This is a genomic window from Micromonospora sp. NPDC049081 (assembly GCF_040648835.1).
Taxonomy (GTDB): Bacteria; Actinomycetota; Actinomycetes; order Mycobacteriales; family Micromonosporaceae; genus Micromonospora; species Micromonospora antibiotica.
Genome location: NZ_JBEZEK010000025.1, coordinates 60,983 through 78,139, shown reverse-complemented (window position 1 = coordinate 78,139; position 17,157 = coordinate 60,983). Strand labels below are relative to the sequence as shown.

General features: G+C 74.0%; 18 protein-coding genes and 1 pseudogene. 10 read left to right on the top strand and 9 right to left on the bottom strand.

The window, feature by feature from the left end; translation table 11 throughout:
• Together AB0B63_RS27165 and AB0B63_RS27160 are read right to left on the bottom strand one after the other, a co-directional pair.
• Positions 1-242, bottom strand: a pseudogene (locus AB0B63_RS27165) (2-oxoglutarate ferredoxin oxidoreductase subunit alpha); the annotation flags it as partial.
• A 286-nt stretch (positions 243-528) separates the two neighbouring features.
• Positions 529-1,935, bottom strand: coding sequence for a hypothetical protein (locus AB0B63_RS27160; protein ID WP_357023653.1), 1,407 nt, complete (start codon positions 1,933-1,935; stop codon positions 529-531).
• Between the two features lie 154 nt (positions 1,936-2,089).
• On the opposite strand from AB0B63_RS27160, the gene ndhC reads away from it, so the two are divergent.
• Positions 2,090-2,467 carry an NADH-quinone oxidoreductase subunit A gene (gene ndhC / locus AB0B63_RS27155; protein ID WP_091254266.1) on the top strand — a complete coding sequence of 126 codons (378 nt, stop codon included), beginning with the start codon at positions 2,090-2,092 and terminating at the stop codon, positions 2,465-2,467.
• A gap of 119 nt (positions 2,468-2,586) precedes the next feature.
• Here ndhC and folP read toward each other — a convergent pair whose 3' ends face one another.
• Positions 2,587-3,456: a dihydropteroate synthase gene (gene folP, locus AB0B63_RS27150; RefSeq protein WP_208570356.1), complete on the bottom strand. Its 870-nt coding sequence runs from the start codon at positions 3,454-3,456 to the stop codon at positions 2,587-2,589.
• Positions 3,457-3,646: 190 nt separating this feature from the next.
• Here folP and AB0B63_RS27145 point away from each other — a divergent pair, with 190 nt between their 5' ends.
• The 5 genes from AB0B63_RS27145 (at position 3,647) to AB0B63_RS27125 (ending at position 6,987) form a co-directional block, all read left to right on the top strand.
• Positions 3,647-4,270 (top strand): DivIVA domain-containing protein, encoded by a 624-nt coding sequence (locus AB0B63_RS27145; protein ID WP_357023649.1) that lies wholly within the window; start codon positions 3,647-3,649, stop codon positions 4,268-4,270.
• Complete coding sequence (locus AB0B63_RS27140; protein WP_208570358.1) at positions 4,267-4,788, top strand: SRPBCC family protein; 522 nt, start codon at positions 4,267-4,269, stop codon at positions 4,786-4,788. The genes AB0B63_RS27145 and AB0B63_RS27140 overlap by 4 nt, the downstream gene beginning before the upstream one ends.
• A gap of 203 nt (positions 4,789-4,991) precedes the next feature.
• Entirely contained in the window at positions 4,992-5,588 is a 597-nt protein-coding gene (locus AB0B63_RS27135; RefSeq protein ID WP_208570359.1) for a DNA-3-methyladenine glycosylase I, read from the top strand.
• Positions 5,585-6,169 carry a hypothetical protein gene (locus AB0B63_RS27130; protein ID WP_357023645.1) on the top strand — a complete coding sequence of 195 codons (585 nt, stop codon included), beginning with the start codon at positions 5,585-5,587 and terminating at the stop codon, positions 6,167-6,169. The genes AB0B63_RS27135 and AB0B63_RS27130 overlap by 4 nt, the downstream gene beginning before the upstream one ends.
• Positions 6,170-6,234: 65 nt before the next feature.
• Positions 6,235-6,987, top strand: a complete 753-nt coding sequence (locus AB0B63_RS27125) for an SDR family oxidoreductase (RefSeq protein WP_208570361.1) — start codon at positions 6,235-6,237, stop codon at positions 6,985-6,987.
• A gap of 104 nt (positions 6,988-7,091) precedes the next feature.
• On the opposite strand, the gene AB0B63_RS27120 is transcribed toward AB0B63_RS27125, so the two are convergent.
• A complete protein-coding gene (locus AB0B63_RS27120) occupies positions 7,092-7,883 on the bottom strand; it encodes an enoyl-CoA hydratase-related protein (RefSeq protein WP_208570362.1) in 792 nt (263 codons plus the stop codon).
• A 4-nt stretch (positions 7,884-7,887) separates the two neighbouring features.
• Positions 7,888-8,706, bottom strand: coding sequence for a PaaX family transcriptional regulator C-terminal domain-containing protein (locus AB0B63_RS27115; RefSeq protein WP_219466786.1), 819 nt, complete (start codon positions 8,704-8,706; stop codon positions 7,888-7,890).
• A gap of 191 nt (positions 8,707-8,897) precedes the next feature.
• Here AB0B63_RS27115 and AB0B63_RS27110 point away from each other — a divergent pair, with 191 nt between their 5' ends.
• Together AB0B63_RS27110 and AB0B63_RS27105 are read left to right on the top strand one after the other, a co-directional pair.
• Positions 8,898-9,065 (top strand): DUF3117 domain-containing protein, encoded by a 168-nt coding sequence (locus AB0B63_RS27110; protein ID WP_007455245.1) that lies wholly within the window; start codon positions 8,898-8,900, stop codon positions 9,063-9,065.
• 228 nt (positions 9,066-9,293) lie between these two features.
• Positions 9,294-10,676 carry a leucyl aminopeptidase family protein gene (locus AB0B63_RS27105; RefSeq protein WP_357023666.1) on the top strand — a complete coding sequence of 461 codons (1,383 nt, stop codon included), beginning with the start codon at positions 9,294-9,296 and terminating at the stop codon, positions 10,674-10,676.
• 94 nt (positions 10,677-10,770) lie between these two features.
• Here AB0B63_RS27105 and AB0B63_RS27100 read toward each other — a convergent pair whose 3' ends face one another.
• Positions 10,771-11,379 (bottom strand): O-methyltransferase, encoded by a 609-nt coding sequence (locus AB0B63_RS27100; protein WP_244253447.1) that lies wholly within the window; start codon positions 11,377-11,379, stop codon positions 10,771-10,773.
• Between the two features lie 453 nt (positions 11,380-11,832).
• Here AB0B63_RS27100 and AB0B63_RS27095 point away from each other — a divergent pair, with 453 nt between their 5' ends.
• Together AB0B63_RS27095 and AB0B63_RS27090 are read left to right on the top strand one after the other, a co-directional pair.
• Complete coding sequence (locus AB0B63_RS27095) at positions 11,833-13,185, top strand: trypsin-like peptidase domain-containing protein (RefSeq protein WP_208570415.1); 1,353 nt, start codon at positions 11,833-11,835, stop codon at positions 13,183-13,185.
• 73 nt (positions 13,186-13,258) lie between these two features.
• On the top strand, positions 13,259-13,690 hold the full coding sequence (locus AB0B63_RS27090) for a preprotein translocase subunit TatB (RefSeq protein ID WP_219466789.1): 432 nt from the start codon (positions 13,259-13,261) through the stop codon (positions 13,688-13,690).
• A gap of 106 nt (positions 13,691-13,796) precedes the next feature.
• Here AB0B63_RS27090 and AB0B63_RS27085 read toward each other — a convergent pair whose 3' ends face one another.
• The 3 genes from AB0B63_RS27085 to AB0B63_RS27075 all read right to left on the bottom strand — a co-directional run bounded on the left by AB0B63_RS27085 (position 13,797) and on the right by AB0B63_RS27075 (position 17,133).
• Positions 13,797-14,942, bottom strand: a complete 1,146-nt coding sequence (locus AB0B63_RS27085) for an Mrp/NBP35 family ATP-binding protein (protein WP_208570365.1) — start codon at positions 14,940-14,942, stop codon at positions 13,797-13,799.
• A 225-nt stretch (positions 14,943-15,167) separates the two neighbouring features.
• Positions 15,168-15,821: a DUF1003 domain-containing protein gene (locus AB0B63_RS27080; protein WP_357023638.1), complete on the bottom strand. Its 654-nt coding sequence runs from the start codon at positions 15,819-15,821 to the stop codon at positions 15,168-15,170.
• Positions 15,814-17,133 (bottom strand): CBS domain-containing protein, encoded by a 1,320-nt coding sequence (locus tag AB0B63_RS27075; protein WP_357023635.1) that lies wholly within the window; start codon positions 17,131-17,133, stop codon positions 15,814-15,816. The genes AB0B63_RS27080 and AB0B63_RS27075 overlap by 8 nt, the downstream gene beginning before the upstream one ends.
• Positions 17,134-17,157: the final 24 nt, after the last annotated feature.

Genomic DNA, 17,157 nt, shown 5'->3' with positions numbered 1-17,157 from the left:
TTCGGCGCGTCACCCGGCGTCAGGATGTCATAGTCAGCGAAATGCACCTGGAAACTCGACACCCCCGGCAACGTCCCCGCCGGCGCCCGAATCTCCGCCGGGAAATTCGGCAACGTCGAAATATCATTCCCCAACTGCGCCGTCTCCGAGGTGAACCTGTCCCCCGTCAACTGCATCCCATCACCCGAGTCACCCGCAAACCGGATCACCACCCGGTCCAACTGACGGATCTGCTTGGTCACGCCTGCACCTCGCTTCGCTCGGCCCCGCCGCGCGCGCGGCTGCACATGATGGTGACCCCGCCTTGCCCGGCCACGCGACCTCCCTGATGCGCCGCTGCGCGGTCCGCCCGTGGGCGGGCCCCGGCCCGCTGTCGTCTCTCGCTCCGAGCCTACGTCCCGGGCTTAGGGTCTCCTTGGTGGAGGTCCGACACCTGGGAAACTGGTCGAGGACATCTGGGAGACTATGCGGTGATTTGCGATGGCCGCCGTAATTGAGATCACCGCCCCACTCGTGGCGACCCGCCGGTCAGCCGGAGCGCTCCGTCGCCGACGGCTCCGTCGCCCGCCCGGCCGTCCACCGTCGTAGCGAGCCGGTGGCCAGCCCGAGCGCCAGCGCAACCAGCAGGACGGAGGCCACGATCAACCCGAGCGCGGTCCGCTGGGCGGAGGACATCGCGCTGACGTCCACCGACCCGCCCTGCGCCGCGATCAACCCCTGCGAACCGGTCGGCGCGGGAGCACCCACCGGCGAGGTGGCCAGCGCGGCGGCGGCGGTGATCCGGAAGCTCATCTGGACCTGCCGGGTCGGTCCCTGCTCCGGGTCCAGCCAGCCGATCACCGCCCCGGCAAGGGGGGCGTCGCGCTGGGCGTCCGGGGTGGCGGCGACCGTGAACCGGAGCGTCCGGGTCTGCCCCGCCGGCACGACGTCCAGGTCGCAGCGGGTCCGCGTCGGCGACATCGACGCACAGCCGGCCGGCGGGCTCAGCACGCTGACCCCGGCCGGCAACAGCACGTCGACCCGTCCGGCGGCGTCCACCCTGCCGGTGTTGCCCAGGTGGGCCGCCAGCGCGGTGGGGCCGCCGCCGATGTCGAAGACCACCTCCTCGGCGTCCAGCAGTATCCCGGGCACCGGCGGGCCGGGCGGGAAGAGGACCGCGAAGCCCTCGTGGTCCTGCGTGGTGTCACCGGCGTCCGGCCCGGTCGCGGTGACCCGTACCGTGCCGCTGAGGGGCATCTGCCGCCAGGCGTTGCCGCTGACCCGGACCTGGATCAGGCTGCTGAACCGGTCGCCGGGCGCGGTGGTCCACTCGCCGCACTGCCAGCCGCCGTCACCGGCCGCCGCGCAACCCGGCGTCCCGGCGTCGGTGAGCCCGGCCGGCAGCGTGTAGGCCAGCCGCAGCCGTTCCGGCACGACGCCGGTGTTGGTGACCGTCACCTGCAGGGTGGCGACCGTGCTCCGGGCACTCCAGTACCGGTCGTCGAGGGTGATGTCCCCGGTGGTGACCTGGACCCCGATCCGACCGCCACCCGGCTGGGCGGGGTTCGGCCCGGAGGGTCGCGCGGACCGGGTGGGCAGCGGCGGCCTCGGGGTGGGCGTGGTGCTCGGCGTGCCGGCGGCCGTCGGCACCGGCGCCGACGTCGTGCCGGTCGGCTCGGGTGCGCCGGTCGGAGTCGGGCCCGGCGGCAGCGTCGGCGGCGCGTCGGTCGTGGCCGGTCCGGTCGCCGACGGCTCGACCGGGGGCGTCGGGTCGTCCGTCGGGTCACCGCCGGGGAGCCAGTCGTCGGTCGGGTCGACGGCCACCCGCGTCACGGTGGGGGTCGCCGCCAGGCCCGGCGTCACCCCGAGGGCGACCGCCAGCCCCGCCGCCAACACCGCTCCGACCAGAGCGGGGGTACGCCGGGCGAGGGACCGCCGAACGGTACGCGCGTCCACGCGGGACAATCTGACCTCCGTGACCCTGGGTGAGAGTTCATTATTCGGTAACAGTTGCGGCGGGGCACTAGTACCGGCGGAAAATAATCGGTGACGGGTCCCGGAGCCGCTCGCGTCGTCCCGGCCGGCCCGACGCCCGGTAGGCTCAGCCACCGTGACCGGTTACCTGGGCTCGTACGCGACGCTCGGGCTGCTGCTGCTCGCTGCCGTCCTCTTCTTCGTTACGGCGTTCTCCGCCAACCGGGTGTTACGTCCCGCCCGCCCGGCCGACCCGGCCGGTAAGCGGGCCGGCTACGAGTGCGGCCTCGACCCGGTCGGTGGCGACTGGGCGCAGATGCAGATCCGCTACTACGTGTACGCGTACCTTTACGTGCTCTTCGCCGTCGAGGCGGTCTTCCTCTTCCCCTGGGCGATGGTCTTCGACCGGCCCGGCTTCGGTGCGGTGACGGTCGCCGAGATGGGTGTCTTCGTCGCCGTGGTGGCGCTCGGCATCCTCTATGCCTGGCGCAAGCGCATCCTGCACTGGACCTGACCGCCCCCCGCCGCCCGGCCGGCGGAGGCGGGGGTCAGCGGGGACGGGGGTCAGCGGGGGCGGGGCGGCGGCCGGAGGCCGGCCCGGCCACGGCCCGACCACGGCGACGTCACGGGCGCTCAGGCCAGGCCGCGGCGGGTGACGGCGGGCGGCCGGTCGCCCCGGATCGAGGCCACCATGTCGAGCACCCGCCGGGTGGGCAGCACCTGATGGGCGCGGAACACCCGGGCGCCGAGCCAGGCCGACACCGCCGTCGCCGCCAGGGTGCCCTCCAACCGCTGCGCCACCGGCAGGTCGAGGGTCTCGCCGATGAAGTCCTTGTTCGACAACGCCACCAGCAGCGGCCAGCCGGTGTCGGACAGCTCGCCCAACCGCCGGGTGATCTCCAACGAGTGCCTGGTGTTCTTGCCGAAGTCGTGCGCCGGGTCGATCAGGATGCCGTCGGGGCGTACCCCCAGGGACACCGCGCGTTCGGCGAGCCCGGTCACCGTCGTGACCACGTCGGCGACCACGTCGGTGAAGGCGGCCCGGTGCGGTCGGGTCCGCGGGGCCAACCCGCCGGCGTGCGAGCAGACCAGGCCGACACCGGTCTCGGCGGCCACCCGGGCGAGCGCCGGATCGGCCCCGGACCAGGTGTCGTTGAGCAGGTCCGCGCCGGCCGCCACCGCCTCGACCGCCACCTCGGCCCGCCAGGTGTCGATCGAGATGACCACCTCGGGGAACGCGGCCCGCACGGCGGCGATGGTGTCCACCGTCCGGCGGATCTCCTCGGCCACGTCGACCTCGTCGCCCGGCCCGGCCTTCACCCCGCCGATGTCGATGATCTCCGCGCCCTCGGTGACCGCCCGCTGCACCGCGCGCAGGGCGCTGTCCTGCGCGAAGGTGGCACCCCGGTCGAAGAAGGAATCCGGCGTTCGATTGACGATCGCCATCACCACCGGCTCACCCGGGGCGAAGGTCCGCCCCCCGAGCCGCAGCGCCCCGGACAATTCAGCCTCCCGCAGGTCACCGGCCGGACGACCCGGCCGGTGCCGACGCTAGCCGGTCGCCCGCCCCCGCCCTCGGGCCGGTTCGGCACCCGGTACCCGCACCGCTGCGGGCCGGGTACCGCCAGAAGATCGGTGACGATGATGGTGGTTGGGGTCGCTCCGGAGGGTGTCGCCGTGCCACGATCTCCTCATGGGTCAGACTCTGCTCATTCTGGTCGTCGCGTTGACCGTGGCGGCGGTCGTGTTCGGCGTGACGGTGCTGATCTCGGGTCGGGACGGGCTCGCCCCCGCCGAACCCGACGGCAGAGCCGTCCCGCTGCCCGGCGGCCGGCCCCTGCGGGAGTCGGACGTCGGCGCGCTGCGCTTCGACACCGCCCTGCGCGGCTACCGGATGGACCAGGTCGACCAGGCGATGCGCCGGGCCGGCTACGACATCGGTTACAAGACCGAGCTGATCGGGGTGTTGGAGGCCGAGATCACCGCGCTGCGGGAGGGCCGTACCGACGACGCCGACGTGTTGCGCCGTACCCGGGAGGAGGCCGTGGGCACCCCGCCCGACGGCCCCCCGGCGACGCCCGCCGTCGAGGCACCCGGCGCGGAGGACGGCCCGACCGTCGAGGTCGGGCCTGCGGACCCGGTCCCCGCGCCGACGACCTCCGGGGCCGGGGCGACCGGCGACCGCACCGACACCGACCATGCGGATGACCGCACCGACACCGACCAGCCCGATACCGACAAGCCCGGGACCGACCGGGCCGAGGGGGCCGCCGCGGACCGCCCCGGCGGTGCGGTGGTCCGGTCGGAGTCGGTGTGACCGGACCCGGCCCGGCCGGTGGCGGGGTGGCCGACGAGGCCGCCCAGCCCGGCGCGGGCGAGTTCACCGCCACGGTGATCGTCAAGGCTCCCGCCGCGCGGGTCTTCGCCGCGCTGACCGACTGGGAGGGGCAGTCCGACTGGATCCCGTTGACCCGGGTGCGGGTGGTCGAGGGCGACGGCGGGGAGGGCAGCCTCATCGAGGCGGTCACCGCGCTCGGCCCGGCCGTGCTACGCGACGAGATGCGGGTGGTCCGGGTCGACGCCCCGTACGAGGTGGGTGTGGTGCACTGCGGCAGGCTGCTGCGTGGCCCCGGCGTGCTGCGCTGCACCCCGCTGGCCGACGACCGTACGCAGGTGGTCTGGCACGAGTGGTTCCACCTGCCCGGCGGGTCGGCCGGGCGGGTCGCCTGGCCGCTGCTCTGGCCCGGTTCCAAGGCCAGCCTGACGCTGGCGCTGAAGCGTTTCGCCCGCCTGGTCGAGGCCGGCCGCCTGCCCCGCCCGCCCACCGGCCGCTGAGCCGCCCGTTTCCCGCCGGGCCGCCCGGTCCGCGCTGAGTCGCCCGCTTGCCGCTGGGGCCGCCTGGTCCGTGCCGAGCCGCCCGGTCCGCGCGGGGCCGTCCCGGCGGCGGCCCGGGCCGAGTCGTCCCCACGAACCGGCCGGGCCCTCGGACACCGGCCACCCGGCGACGGGTGTCGGCCCCCTGGCCTAGCGTGTACCGGGTGACTGACCTGGTGACCGGCCCCGACGGCCTGCCCCGCTGCGCCTGGGGGGCGAGCACCCCGGACTACGCCTTCTACCACGACACCGAGTGGGGTCGTCCGGTGCGGGGCGACGACGCCCTCTACGAGCGACTCACCCTGGAGGCGTTCCAGTCCGGGCTGTCCTGGCTGACGATCCTGCGCAAACGCCCCGCGTTCCGGCTCGCCTTCGCCGACTTCCGGATCGAGCGGGTCGCCACCTACGGCGACGCGGACGTGACCCGGCTGCTCGGCGACGCGGGCATCGTCCGCAACCGTGCCAAGATCGAAGCGGCGATCGTCAACGCCCGTGCCGCACTGGCCCTGCCCGAGGGGCTCTCCGCGCTGCTCTGGTCGCACGCGCCGCCGCCCCGGCCGGCCCGGCCCGGGTCGTTCGCCGAGGTGCCGGCGACCACCCCGGAGTCCGTCGCGCTGGCCAAGGCGCTCAAGAAGCGGGGCTTCCGCTTCGTCGGCCCCACCACGGCGTACGCGCTGATGCAGGCCACCGGCATGGTCGACGACCATCTCGCGGGCTGCCACGCCGGCACCGTCTCCTCCCGTGATGGGATGGCTCCATGACCGTGACCGACCACCGCAGCACCGGCCCGACCGACGTCGACGGCGGGCCGGGCGGCGACGCCTGGGCGGTGCTGCTCCCGGCCGGGCGGTACGACGCCGAACGCCTCGTCCACCACGACACCCTGGAGCTGACCGTCCCGCCCGGTGTGCCCGCCCCCCGCCCCGGCGACCCGGTGGCGGTGCTGGCCGACGAGCCGTCCCGGCTGGTGGCGCTGGGCCGGGTGGCCCGCCTCGATGGGGGGACGCTGCTGGTGACCTACACCCGGCGGTCGTTCGACGCGCCGGTGCCGACCGGGCAGGTGAGCGTCGCCGGGCCGGTCACCCCGCTCGCCCCGGGCACCTACCGTGAGCTGGCCGACCGGCTCGGCCCGCCGCCGCCCCGCCGGACCTGGCTGGTCAGCCTCGACCTGCCGATCGAGGCCGAGTCGCCGGCCGAGGCGGTCCGGCTCTTCTGGTCGTACGTGCGGGAGCTGGGTCCGGCGGAGCTGCCCGCGTTCGTCTCGCCCAGCGGCGACGAGTTGGCCATGCAGGCGTTCGTGCTGGGCGTCGAGGCCAACCAGGACCCGGAGGAGGACGACTAGCCACCCGCCGACCGGGTATGGGCGCTCGGGTGCCGGCAGCCGGTCGGCGGGGTGAGGGAGAGCCGATGCGGTTCCAGGACAAGGTCGCGTTCGTCACCGGTGGTGCCTCGGGGCTCGGGGAGGCCACCGCCCGTCGGTTCGCCGCCGAGGGGGCCCGGCTGGTGATCGCCGACATCAACGCCGAGGGTGCCCAGCGGGTGGCCGCCGAGCTGCCCGACGCGCTCGCGGTGACCGTCGACACCGGTGACGCCGACGCGGTGGAACAGGGTATCGCCGACACGGTGCGGCGTTACGGCCGGCTCGACGTCATCTTCAACAACGCCGGCATCGACGGCCGGCAGCAGCCCCTGCACGAGATGGACGTGGACAACTGGCAGAAGGTCCGGCGGATCAACGGTGACGGCGTGTTCCACGTGCTCAAGTACGGCATCGAGGCGATGCTGCGGGGTGGTGGGGGTGCGATCGTCAACACCTCGTCCACGACCGGCCTGGCGGCGCAGGAGAACATCTCCCCGTACACCTTCACCAAGGCCGGCATCGTGGGGCTGACCCGGTCGGCGGCGGTGGAGTACGCGGCCCGCAACATCCGGGTCAACGCGGTCGCTCCCACGGTGGTGATGACCCCGCTGGTGCAGCACTTCATCGACAGCGCCCCCGACCCGGCACAGATGCGGGCCCGGATGGAGTCGTTCAACCCGAAGCCGGGCATTCCCACCCCGGACGACGTGGCCGGTGTGGTGCTCTTCCTCTGCTCCGACGACGCCACCTGGATCACCGGCCACACCGTCCCCATCGACGGCGGTTACGTGGCCCGGTGACGGCCGGCCGGATGTCGTCCGGGATCCGCGTCACCGCCACGGCGTGGCCGGCACGGTGTCCCGGGCCGGGTGGACCGACCCGGGACACCGTGCCGGTCCGACGCTCAGTTGCCCTGGAAGACGGGCTTCTGCTTGTTGACGAAGGCGGTGGTGGCGGCCCGGTGGTCGGCGGTGGCCCCGCAGATCGACTGGGCCTGCGCCTCGGCGGAGAGGGCGTCGGCGAGGGTGCCGGCGTCGGCGATGGACAGCTGCCGCTTGATCGCCCCGTACGCGACGGTCGGGCCGGCGGCGAGCCGGGCGGCCAGCTCGTGTGCGGTGGGCAGCACCTGCTCGTCGTCGTCGACCAGCCGGGTGAGCAGACCCAACCGGGTCGCCTCGGCGGCGTCCACCGGCTCGGCGAGCATCAGCAGCTCGACGGCCTTGGCGTGGCCGACCAGCCGGGGCAGCGTCCAGGACGCCCCGGTGTCGGCGGCGAGGCCCACCCCGGCGAACGCCATCAGGAACTTCGTCTTCGGCCCGCCGATGCGGAAGTCGGCCAGGAACGCCAGCGAGGCGCCCGCCCCGGCGGCCATCCCCCGGACGGCGGCGACCACCGGTTTGGGCAGGTTGGCCAGCCGGGCGGCGATCGGGTTGTAGTGCGCCCGGACGGTGTCCAGCGGGTCCCGGCCCGGCGACTCCAGGACCTGGACGTGCTCGCGCAGGTCCTGCCCGGCGCTGAACGAACCGCCCGCCCCGGCCAGCACCACCGCCCGGCAGGACCGGTCGGTCTCCAACGCGGCCAGGGCGTCCCGCAGGGCCTCCTTGAGCGCCACGTCGAGCGCGTTCATCGCGGTGGGGCGGTTCATGGTCAGGGTGACCACGCCATCGGTGCGGTCGACGAGCAGCGGCTCGGTCACGTCTCTAACGGCCCTTCTGTCGGGGGACCCGGTTGCCGGCGTCGAGGCACTGCTCGACGTACCGGTCGGCGGCCGGCCGGAGCCGGGCGGCGTGCCGGTCGAAGAAGCTGGCGGCGGCGGTGCCGGGCCAGCGTTCGGGGAGCAGTGCCGGAGGGAGTTGAGGGTCCTGGAACAGGAAGGTACGCCACGCGTGCACCAGCCGGAACCGGGCCGCGTACGCCTCCTCGTCGCCGCTGCGCACGGTCACCCCGGCCAGTTGGGCGCGCTGTTCGGCGACGAACCGTTCGTAGGCGTGCCCGATTTCGCGGAGGTCCCAGGCGCGGCGGACCACTCCCATCGCGCCGGGGGTGCCGGCGGCGTGGGCGGCGGTGAACCGTTCGTAGCGCACCCCGGCCTCCTCCAGCAGCACATCGACGTCCTCGCTGGCCCGGGTCGCCACCCAGGTGTGCTCGTCGAGGGTGCCGTAGCCGAGGAAGCTGAGGTTGGCGGCGAGCCGCTGCCGGTCCCGGCGGGCGGTCGGGGTCGCCAGGACGAGCAGGTCGAACCGCCCGTCCCAGGTGATCCGGCCGGTCCGGTAGATTCGGGCGGCGGCCTCGTCGAGCCGACGGACCGCCTTCGGTGTGATCGAGTACCCCGGGCCGGAGGCGAGCCGCAGGGGCTCCAGCCAGCCCTGGCGGACCATCCGGGATACGGCGGTCCGCACGGCCGGGGGAGCGACGCCGAGCGGGGCCAGCAACTTCACCAGGGCGGCGACCGGTGCGCGCCCACCTCTCGTGCGGAGATGGTCGCCGTAGAGGTCGAAGAGTGCCGACCGTGCCTGCATGACCGCACATTGTGACAGGCCTTCTCAAGATAAGCTAGGTGCTGTTACATCAATGCCGCTCCGGTTTGGGTCCGGCGGTGTTCATCAGGGAAAATCGTGGTCGACGCCCCCGCGTACCTTGCGGGTGGTCAGCACGAAGTGGCTGTGGGGCAGTACACCGACCCTGATGTTCAGGTCTGAGGGGAGACAACATGGCGGCGATGAAGCCGCGGACGGGCGACGGTCCGCTGGAAGTCACCAAGGAGGGTCGGGGCATCGTCATGCGGGTCCCGCTGGAGGGCGGTGGCCGGCTCGTCGTCGAGATGACTCCCGACGAGGCCAACGCACTCGGTGACGCGCTGAAGGCGGCTGCCGGCTGATCGGCCGACACTCCGTGCGGTGCCGCGCGGAAGGTCCTGGTCCCTGAGTCACCGGCACTGCCGGTGACTCAGGGACTTCGTCTGTCCCACGCGGGTCGTCGAGGTCCCGCACCACGAATTTTCCCGGAGGTACGGTCCAGCGTGCTCGCCATCAGTCTCGCCGTCACCACCGACGGGCCGGACGTCCTCGTCCTGCCCGTCCGCGCCGCCACCGCACCGGACGACGCCGTGCCGTCGCTGGTCGCCACCGCACCACCACCCGCCGACGAGGTGCGGGGCGAGGCGGAGGCGCTGCTGCCGGTGACCCGGTTGACCGGCCGGGCCGGCGAGACACTGACCCAGCTGCGTCCCGGCCGTACCCCGGTCCGGCTGATGCTGCTCGGCGTGGGTGACGGCGGGGAACGGGCCTGGCGGACGGCGGGCGCCGCCCTGGCCCGGGCCGCCGTAGATGAGACACATGTCACGTTGGCGCTGCCTGTCGACGTGCCGGCCGGGGTGGTCCGGGCCCTCGTCGAAGGGCTGCTGCTCGCCTCGTACCGGTTCCGGCTGACCGAGGCGGGGCCGACGCCCGCACTGGCCGGGGTGACCCTGCTGACCGCCGCGCCGGACGCGTACACCGGGGCGGTCGAGACGGCCCGGACCACCGCCGCGATGACCCGGCTCGCCCGGGATCTCACCAACACCCCCTCCGCGGTGAAGAACCCGGAGTGGTTCGCCGCCCGGGTGGCCGACGCCGCCGCCGACCAACCCGACCTGCACCTGCGGGTACGCGGGCCGCAGGAGCTGGCGGACGAGGGCTTCGGCGGCATCGTCGCCGTCGGTGCCGGCTCGGCCAGCGGCCCCCGCCTGGTCGAGCTGGACTGGCGGCCGGCCGACGCCCGGCTGCACGTCGTGCTGGTCGGCAAGGGGATCACCTTCGACACCGGCGGCATCTCGATCAAGCCGGTGCCGGCGATGAAGCTGATGCGCAAGGACATGGCCGGTGCGGCGGCGGTCGTCGCGGCCACCCTCGGCGCGGCGGCGCTGCGGCTGCCCGTGCGGGTCACCGCCCTGACCCCGTTGGCCGAGAACATGGTCAGCGGGGCCGCGTTCCGCCCCGGCGACATCATCCGGCACTACGACGGCACGACCAGCGAGAGCACCAACTCCGACGCGGAGGGCCGGCTGGTGCTCGCCGACGCGCTCGGCTACGCGGCCCGGGAACTCCGCCCCGACCTGCTGATCGACCTGGCCACCCTGACCGGGGCCAACGCGGTGGCGTTGGGCAAGCGGACCGGCGCGCTCTACAGCGACAACGACGAGTTGGCCGCCGCCGTGCTGGCCGCCGTGGCCGACGCCGGTGAGGCGGCCTGGCGGATGCCGTTGCCCGCCGACTACCTCGAACACCTGGGCAGTGACCTGGCCGACCGGCACAGCTCCCCGGACCGGGGTGCCGGCTCGGTGATGGCTGCGCTCTACCTGCGCGAGTTCACCGGTGAGCTGCGGGACCGTTGGCTACACGTCGACATGTCCGCGCCGTCGTGGGCCGACGGCGACGACGCGGAGCTGACCCGGGGCGCGACCGGCTGGGGTGTCCGGGGCCTGCTGCGCTGGCTGGCGACGCTGGACTGAGCGGCTGCCGGGCCGGGTGCCCGCCCCGCGTCCCGACGCGGTCGGCGCCCGGCCGCCGGCCAGCATCCGGCCGCCGGTCAGCGCCCGGTCGTGGTCAGCACTTGACCGCGGCCAGCAGGCCGTGGCCGACCGGGAGCAGGGCCGGGATCCACTGCTCGGCCTCCCGGATCGCCTTGACCGTCTCCCGCATGGTCACCGTCTCGGCGTCCCGGGCGGCCGGGTCGCCGATCCGGCCGCTGGCGAAGCCGCCGTTGAGGGCGAGCACCCCACCGGGGCGCAGCAGCCGCAGGGCGGCGTCGACGTACGCGGCGGAGCCGGTCGCCTCACCGTCCACGAAGACCAGGTCGTACGCGCCGTCGGCGAGCCGGGGCAGCACGTCCAACGCCCGCCCGGTGATGATCCGGGTGCGGCCGGACGGGAAACCCGCCTCGACGAGGATCCGCCGGGCGATCCGCTGGTGCTCGATCTCGACGTCGATGGTGGTGAGCACCCCGTCGGCGCGCATCCCGCGCAGCAGCCACACCCCGCTGACCCCGGTGCCGGTGCCGATCTCCACCACCGCGCGGGCGTTGCCGGCGGCGGCGAGCAGGCGCAGCGCCGCCCCGGCCCCGGGGGTGACCGCGTCGAGGCCGACCTCCCGGGCGAGGCTACGGGCGGTGGCCAGCACGATGTCCTCGCCGACGTACGACTCGGCGAACTGCAACGACTGCGCCGTCGGGCTGCCGGAACTGGCGACCGTGGCGATGGGACACCTCCGGGCGGTGGCGATGGTGCGAGGGGCGGGTGGGCGGTATGAGCCTAGAGGCGAGGTACTTTCCGCGCAGCCGCGAGTCCACCCCTGACGGTTCCGGCGGGGCGGAAGCCGCCGTGGACGGCTCCGCCGGGGCGGGATCTGCCCGTGGCCGCCGGCTTGCCCGCGCTGGGTGCCGGAAGGTCAGTGGCGGCCCGGGGGAGGGCCGACGGCGGCCCGGGGGAAGGCCAGTGGGTGCCCGGGGAAGGTCGGTGGCTGCCCAGGGGGAAGGTCGGCAGCGGCCGGTGGGCGGTCGCGGCCGGGCAACAGCTGACTGCGTCCGGCGCATCCGTGCAATCCTGGATGCGGTGCCCCCTGCGCCGTGACCGCCACCCCCGGTCGTGGCCCGGGGCACCGGGGGACGGACTGGGAGGCACCGACGTGACCGACGGCTGGGACTGGCGAGCGCCCGGCGGGACTCCGGGGTCGGCGGGGCCGCCCCCCGGTCCGCCGCAGACGGGCCCGACGACGCCGTACGGCGGTCCGCCGTCGTCCGGCGGCCACGGCGGGTCGGCGTCGCCGTGGTGGTCCGACGCGCTCGCCGACCCGTGGCGGGACCCGTACGCCCCGTCGGCGGTGGTGCTGCCGAGCGTGCCGGCCCCCGGGGCGGCCCCGGAACCGGTCACCGACCCGGATGCGCCGGGCCGGCCGAAGCTGCGCCAACTGCTGATCGTCCCGTTGATCGTCGCGTTGCTCGCCGGCACCCTGGGCGGTGCCCTCGGTTATGCCTTCGCGGTGCGCGGCGGGGTCGGCGGTGGGGTCACCCTGGGGGCTCCGGCCGAGGGGCCGGCTCTGGCCCAGCGTCGCCCGGACTCGCTGGCCGGGGTCGCCGGTCGGGTCCTGCCCAGCGTGGTGACCATCCGGGTGGCCAGCCTGGGCGGCACCAGCGAGGGGTCCGGGTTCATCGTCAGCGCCGACGGTTACGTGGTCACCAACGACCACGTGGTCGCCGACGGCACCGGCCGGGCGTCGGTGACCTTCAACGACGGCAGCAGCTCCCCGGCGACGGTGGTGGGTCAGGACCCGGAGTCGGACATCGCGGTGATCAAGGTGAACCGCAAGGGTCTGCGGCCGATCGAGTTCGGTGACTCCGAGTCGCTCGCGGTGGGGGACCCGGTGCTGGCCATCGGCTCGCCCCTGTCGCTGGCGAACACGGTGACCGCCGGCATCATCAGCGCCCTGGACCGCACCATGCAGGCGGGGGAGCCCGGCGGGCCGGTCCGCTACTACGCCGCGATCCAGACCGACGCGGCCGTCAACCACGGCAACTCGGGTGGCCCGCTGGTCGACTCGGCCGGCCGGGTGATCGGGGTGAACTCGACGATCAGGTCGCTGGTCGCGGAGGGACAGGAGGCGGGGAACATCGGGCTCGCCTTCGCCATCCCGATCAACCAGGCGAAGCGGATCACCCAGGACATCATCGGCACCGGCAAGGCCCGGCGTACCGTGATCGGGGCCCAGGTCGCCGGCACCGGGACCGCCACCCGGGCCGGCACCGGCGTGCGCCTGGCGGCCGTGGAACCGGCCGGCCCGGCGGCGGCGGCGGGCCTGCAGACGGGCGATGTCGTCCTGCGGCTCAACGGGCGGCCGATGAACGAGCCGACCGACCTGATCGCCCTGGTCCGCAAGTTCGCCCCGGGGTCGGTGGTGACGGTGGAGTACCGGCGTGGTTCGACCCGGCAGAACGCCTCGGTGACGCTTGCCGCGGATGCCAAGTGAGGGCCGGTCACCCCCTCCCGAAGCGGGGCCTGACGTGCGTAGTCTTGGTACGACGCGACGAGGAGGCCCCGCGGTGCTCGACAACCTGAACTGGTGGGAGATCGGCGTACTGCTGCTCCTGGCGTTGCTGATCTTCGGGGACCGGTTGCCCAACGTGATCAGCGACGGCCTGCGGATGGTGCGTAACCTGCGCAACATGGCCCGCAACGCGACCGGTGACCTGAGCCGTGAGCTGGGCACCGACATCCAGCTGGAGGATCTGCACCCGAAGGCGTTCATCCGCAAGCACCTCCTCAGCGAGGAGGACGAGCAGGCGATCCGCAAGCCACTCCAGGGTGTCTACGACAACCTGCGGGCGGATGTCACCGGGGTGCACGAGGAACTCAAGGACATCGCCGACCGGGTCGACCCGCGCGCCGCCGTCCGGCGGAGCACCGCGACGAGCACCGCCGCCGTTCCTGCTCCCGCGCCGGCCCCCCGCCCCAGCTACGACGACGCCACCTGACGGTCTGATCCACTCGGTGCAGGGCCGGTTGCGGTATCCCCGGCCGGGGACACCACAACATCGGCTCACCTGAGTGGATCAGACCTGCCCGCCGGGGCGGGTGTGGTCAGCGGCCGGCGGGGGTGAGACCCAGCGGCTTGCCGAGCAGCGACTCGCGACGTACCGCCAGCCGGTCGGCGACCTGACGCAGCGCCTTCGCGGCGGGCGCGTCCGGTGCGGACAGCACGATCGGGATGCCGGCGTCGCCGCCCTCACGGACCCGGGTGTCCATCGGGATCTGCCCCAGCAGCGGCACCTGCGCGCCGATCGTCCGGGTCAGCGACTCGGCCACCTCCTGGCCGCCACCGGCGCCGAAGACCTCCATCCGGGAACCGTCCGGCAGCTCCAGCCAGGACATGTTCTCGATGACACCGACGATCCGCTGGTGGGTCTGCAGGGAGATCGCGCCGGCCCGCTCGGCGACCTCGGCGGCTGCGGCCTGCGGGGTGGTCACCACCAGGATCTCGGCGTTCGGCAGCAGCTGGGCGACCGAGATGGCGATGTCGCCGGTGCCCGGGGGCAGGTCGAGCAGCAGGACGTCCAGCTCACCCCAGTAGACGTCACCGAGGAACTGCTGCAACGCCCGGTGCAGCATCGGGCCGCGCCATACCACGGCCGCGTTGCCCGGGGTGAACATGCCGATCGAGATGACCTTCACGCCGTTCGCCTGCGGCGGCATGATCATGTCTTCCACCCGGGTGGGCTTGCCGTCCGCGCCGAGCATCCGGGGCACCGAGTGGCCGTAGATGTCGGCGTCGACCACCCCGACGGACAGGCCCCGGGCGGCCAGCGCGGCGGCCAGGTTGACCGTGACGCTGGACTTGCCGACGCCGCCCTTGCCGCTGGCCACCGCGTAGACCCGGGTGCGGGAGCCGGGCTGGGCGAACGGGATCACCGCCTCGTCGGTGCTGCCGCCGCGCAGCTTGCCCTGCAACTCCTGCCGCTGCTCCGGGCTCATCACCCCGAAGTCGATCTCGACGCCGGTCACCCCGGGCACCGCGCCGACGGCGGCGGTGATGTCCCCGCGCAGCTTGTCCTTCAGCGGACAGCCGGCCACGGTGAGCAGCAGCCCGACCCGGACCACGCCGTCCTCGCCGATCTCGGCGGAGCGGACCATGCCGAGGTCGGTGATGGGCCGGCGGATCTCCGGGTCGTTGACGGTGGCCAGCGCGGCCTGGATCGCGTCGGAGAGGGTGCTGACGGGAGCTGACATGCGGGCAATGCTACGTCGGCCGGGCGGGACGACCGCCGGCAGCGGGGCCGGGTGTGAGCGAATCGATCGGACGGTCGGGCCCGCCCCGCTCCGCGGACAAACCTGGACGATCAGGTACGGGACCGGCTGGCGCTCCCGGACCGCGACAAGCGGGTCACCGACGCGGGGTCGACCCCCGGTCGGGGCCGCCCGCCAGCCCACCCGTGCCGGTCCGGCGTCGCGGGCTCAGCTCTCCGGGCGGTGGCCGTCGCGCACGTAGTCGCCGTCGAGATCGTCCCGGGGCTCGTCGAGCGGCGGCTCACCACCCCCGGAGCGTCCCTCACCCCCGGAGCGTCCCTGACCACCTCCGGGGCGCCCGGTAGGCCGGTCCGGCTGCCGCAACTCCCGCTTCTGCCGGCGCTGCGCCGCCGCGTCCAGCTCCTCGGCCAACCGGACCAGCTCGGAACGGAGGAAATCCCGGGTGGCCACCTCGCCCAGGGCGATCCGCAGCGCGGCGACCTCCCGGGCCAGGTACTCGGTGTCCGCCTTCTGCATGGTCGCCCGGCGGCGGTCCTCCTCCAGCGCCACCCGGTCCCGGTCCGTCTGCCGGTTCTGCGCGAGCAGGATCAACGGGGCCGCGTAGGACGCCTGCAACGACAACACCAGGGTCAGGAACGTGAAGGTGTACGGGTCGAAGCGCAGGTCCGCCGGGGCCAGGGTGTTCCAGCCGAACCACAGGGCGATCACCACCGTCATGTAGACGATGAAGTTCGCCGTACCCATCCCCCGGGCGATCCCCTCCGACCAGCGCCCGAACGCCTCCGGGTCGAACCGGGGCAGCTTGACGCCCCGGGGCTCGCGCGGCTGGTCCAGCCGTTCGGCCCGTCGTTGGTCAGCCATCGGTGCCACCGCCCGTCGGCCCGGCCACAGCGGCGGAGGACCCCGCGTCGTCATCGTCGGCGGACGGGGTGGTCACGGCGTCGCGGTCCCGCCAGTCCCGGGGCAGCGAGTGGTCCAGCACGTCGTCGACGGTTACCGCACCGACCAGCCGGTTGTTCCGGTCGACCACCGGCATCGCCACCAGGTCGTAGGTGGCCATCCGGCGGGTTATCTCCGGCAACGGGGTGGTCGGGCGCAGCGGGTCGATGTCGTTGATCACGATCCCGCCGAGCAGGTCGGCCGGGGGCTCGCGCAGCAACCGCTGGAAGTGCACGATGCCCAGGTAACGGCCCGTCGGGGTGGTCATCGGGGCGCGGGTCACGAAGACCTGCGCGGCGATCGCCGGGGAGAGCTGCTCCTCCCTGATCCGGGCCAGTGCCTCGGCGACCGTGGCGTCCGGCGGCAGGATCACCGGCTCCGAGGTCATCACGCTGCCCGCCGTACCGGAGGTGTACTTGAGCAGTTGGCGGACGGGGTCGGCCTCGTCCGGTTCCATCAGGTCGAGCAGCACGTCCTGTTCGGGCGGGGGCAGCTCGTTGAGCAGGTCGGCGGCGTCGTCCGGGTCCATCTCCTCCAGCACGTCGGCGGCCCGCTCCCGGTCCAGCGCGGCGAGGATCTCCACCTGGTCGCGTTCGGGCAGCTCGCCGAGCACGTCGGCGAGGCGTTCGTCGTCGAGGGCCGCCGCGACCTCGTTGCGCCGGGCGTCGGGCAGGTCCTGGAGCGCGTTGGCCAGGTCGGCGGGGCGCATGTCCTCCAGCACCGCCAGCAGGTTGGCGGTGCCCCGGTTGTCGGCGATGCCGCTCAGCCCGCGTACCCGGTCCCAGTCGACCTGGTGCAGGTGGCCACGGCGGGTCAACCGGCTGGTCTGCTCGCGGACGGCGACCCGGGACAGCGCCCATTCGCCGCCCCGGCTGCGCTCCATCGCCACGTCCACCACCGCGCCGGGCTGGCCGCCCGGGTCGAGCTGCACCCGCCGGTCCAGCAGCTCCTGGAGGACGAGCAGCTCGTTGGGGCGTTTGGAGAAGCGGCGCAGGTTGAGGGTGCCGCTGCCGAGGACGACCGCGTCGGGGTCGATGGAGGTGATCCGGTTGATGGACAGGAAGATCCGGCGGCGCATCGGCATCTCGGCCACCAGCCCCACCACCTCGGGCGGGCGCTGGGTCGGCCGGATCCGGGCGACCGCGTCGCGGACCCGCCCCACCTGGTCGCCGTTCGGGTCGAAGACGGCGACTCCGGCGAGTCGAGCGATGTAGACCCGGTTCGGCGTGCTCACGGCCACCAGCCTAAGCGCCTAGTG

Excerpts from the sequence above, each read along its gene's own strand:
- AB0B63_RS27110 (WP_007455245.1), top strand. The coding sequence starts at position 8,898 with ATGGCGGCGATGAAGCCGCGGACGGGCGACGGTCCGCTGGAAGTCACC.
- AB0B63_RS27115 (WP_219466786.1), bottom strand. The coding sequence starts at position 8,706 with ATGCAGGCACGGTCGGCACTCTTCGACCTCTACGGCGACCATCTCCGC.
- AB0B63_RS27085 (WP_208570365.1), bottom strand. The coding sequence starts at position 14,942 with ATGTCAGCTCCCGTCAGCACCCTCTCCGACGCGATCCAGGCCGCGCTG.
- AB0B63_RS27145 (WP_357023649.1), top strand. The coding sequence starts at position 3,647 with ATGGGTCAGACTCTGCTCATTCTGGTCGTCGCGTTGACCGTGGCGGCG.
- AB0B63_RS27080 (WP_357023638.1), bottom strand. The coding sequence starts at position 15,821 with ATGGCTGACCAACGACGGGCCGAACGGCTGGACCAGCCGCGCGAGCCC.
- AB0B63_RS27130 (WP_357023645.1), top strand. The coding sequence starts at position 5,585 with ATGACCGTGACCGACCACCGCAGCACCGGCCCGACCGACGTCGACGGC.
- AB0B63_RS27125 (WP_208570361.1), top strand. The coding sequence starts at position 6,235 with ATGCGGTTCCAGGACAAGGTCGCGTTCGTCACCGGTGGTGCCTCGGGG.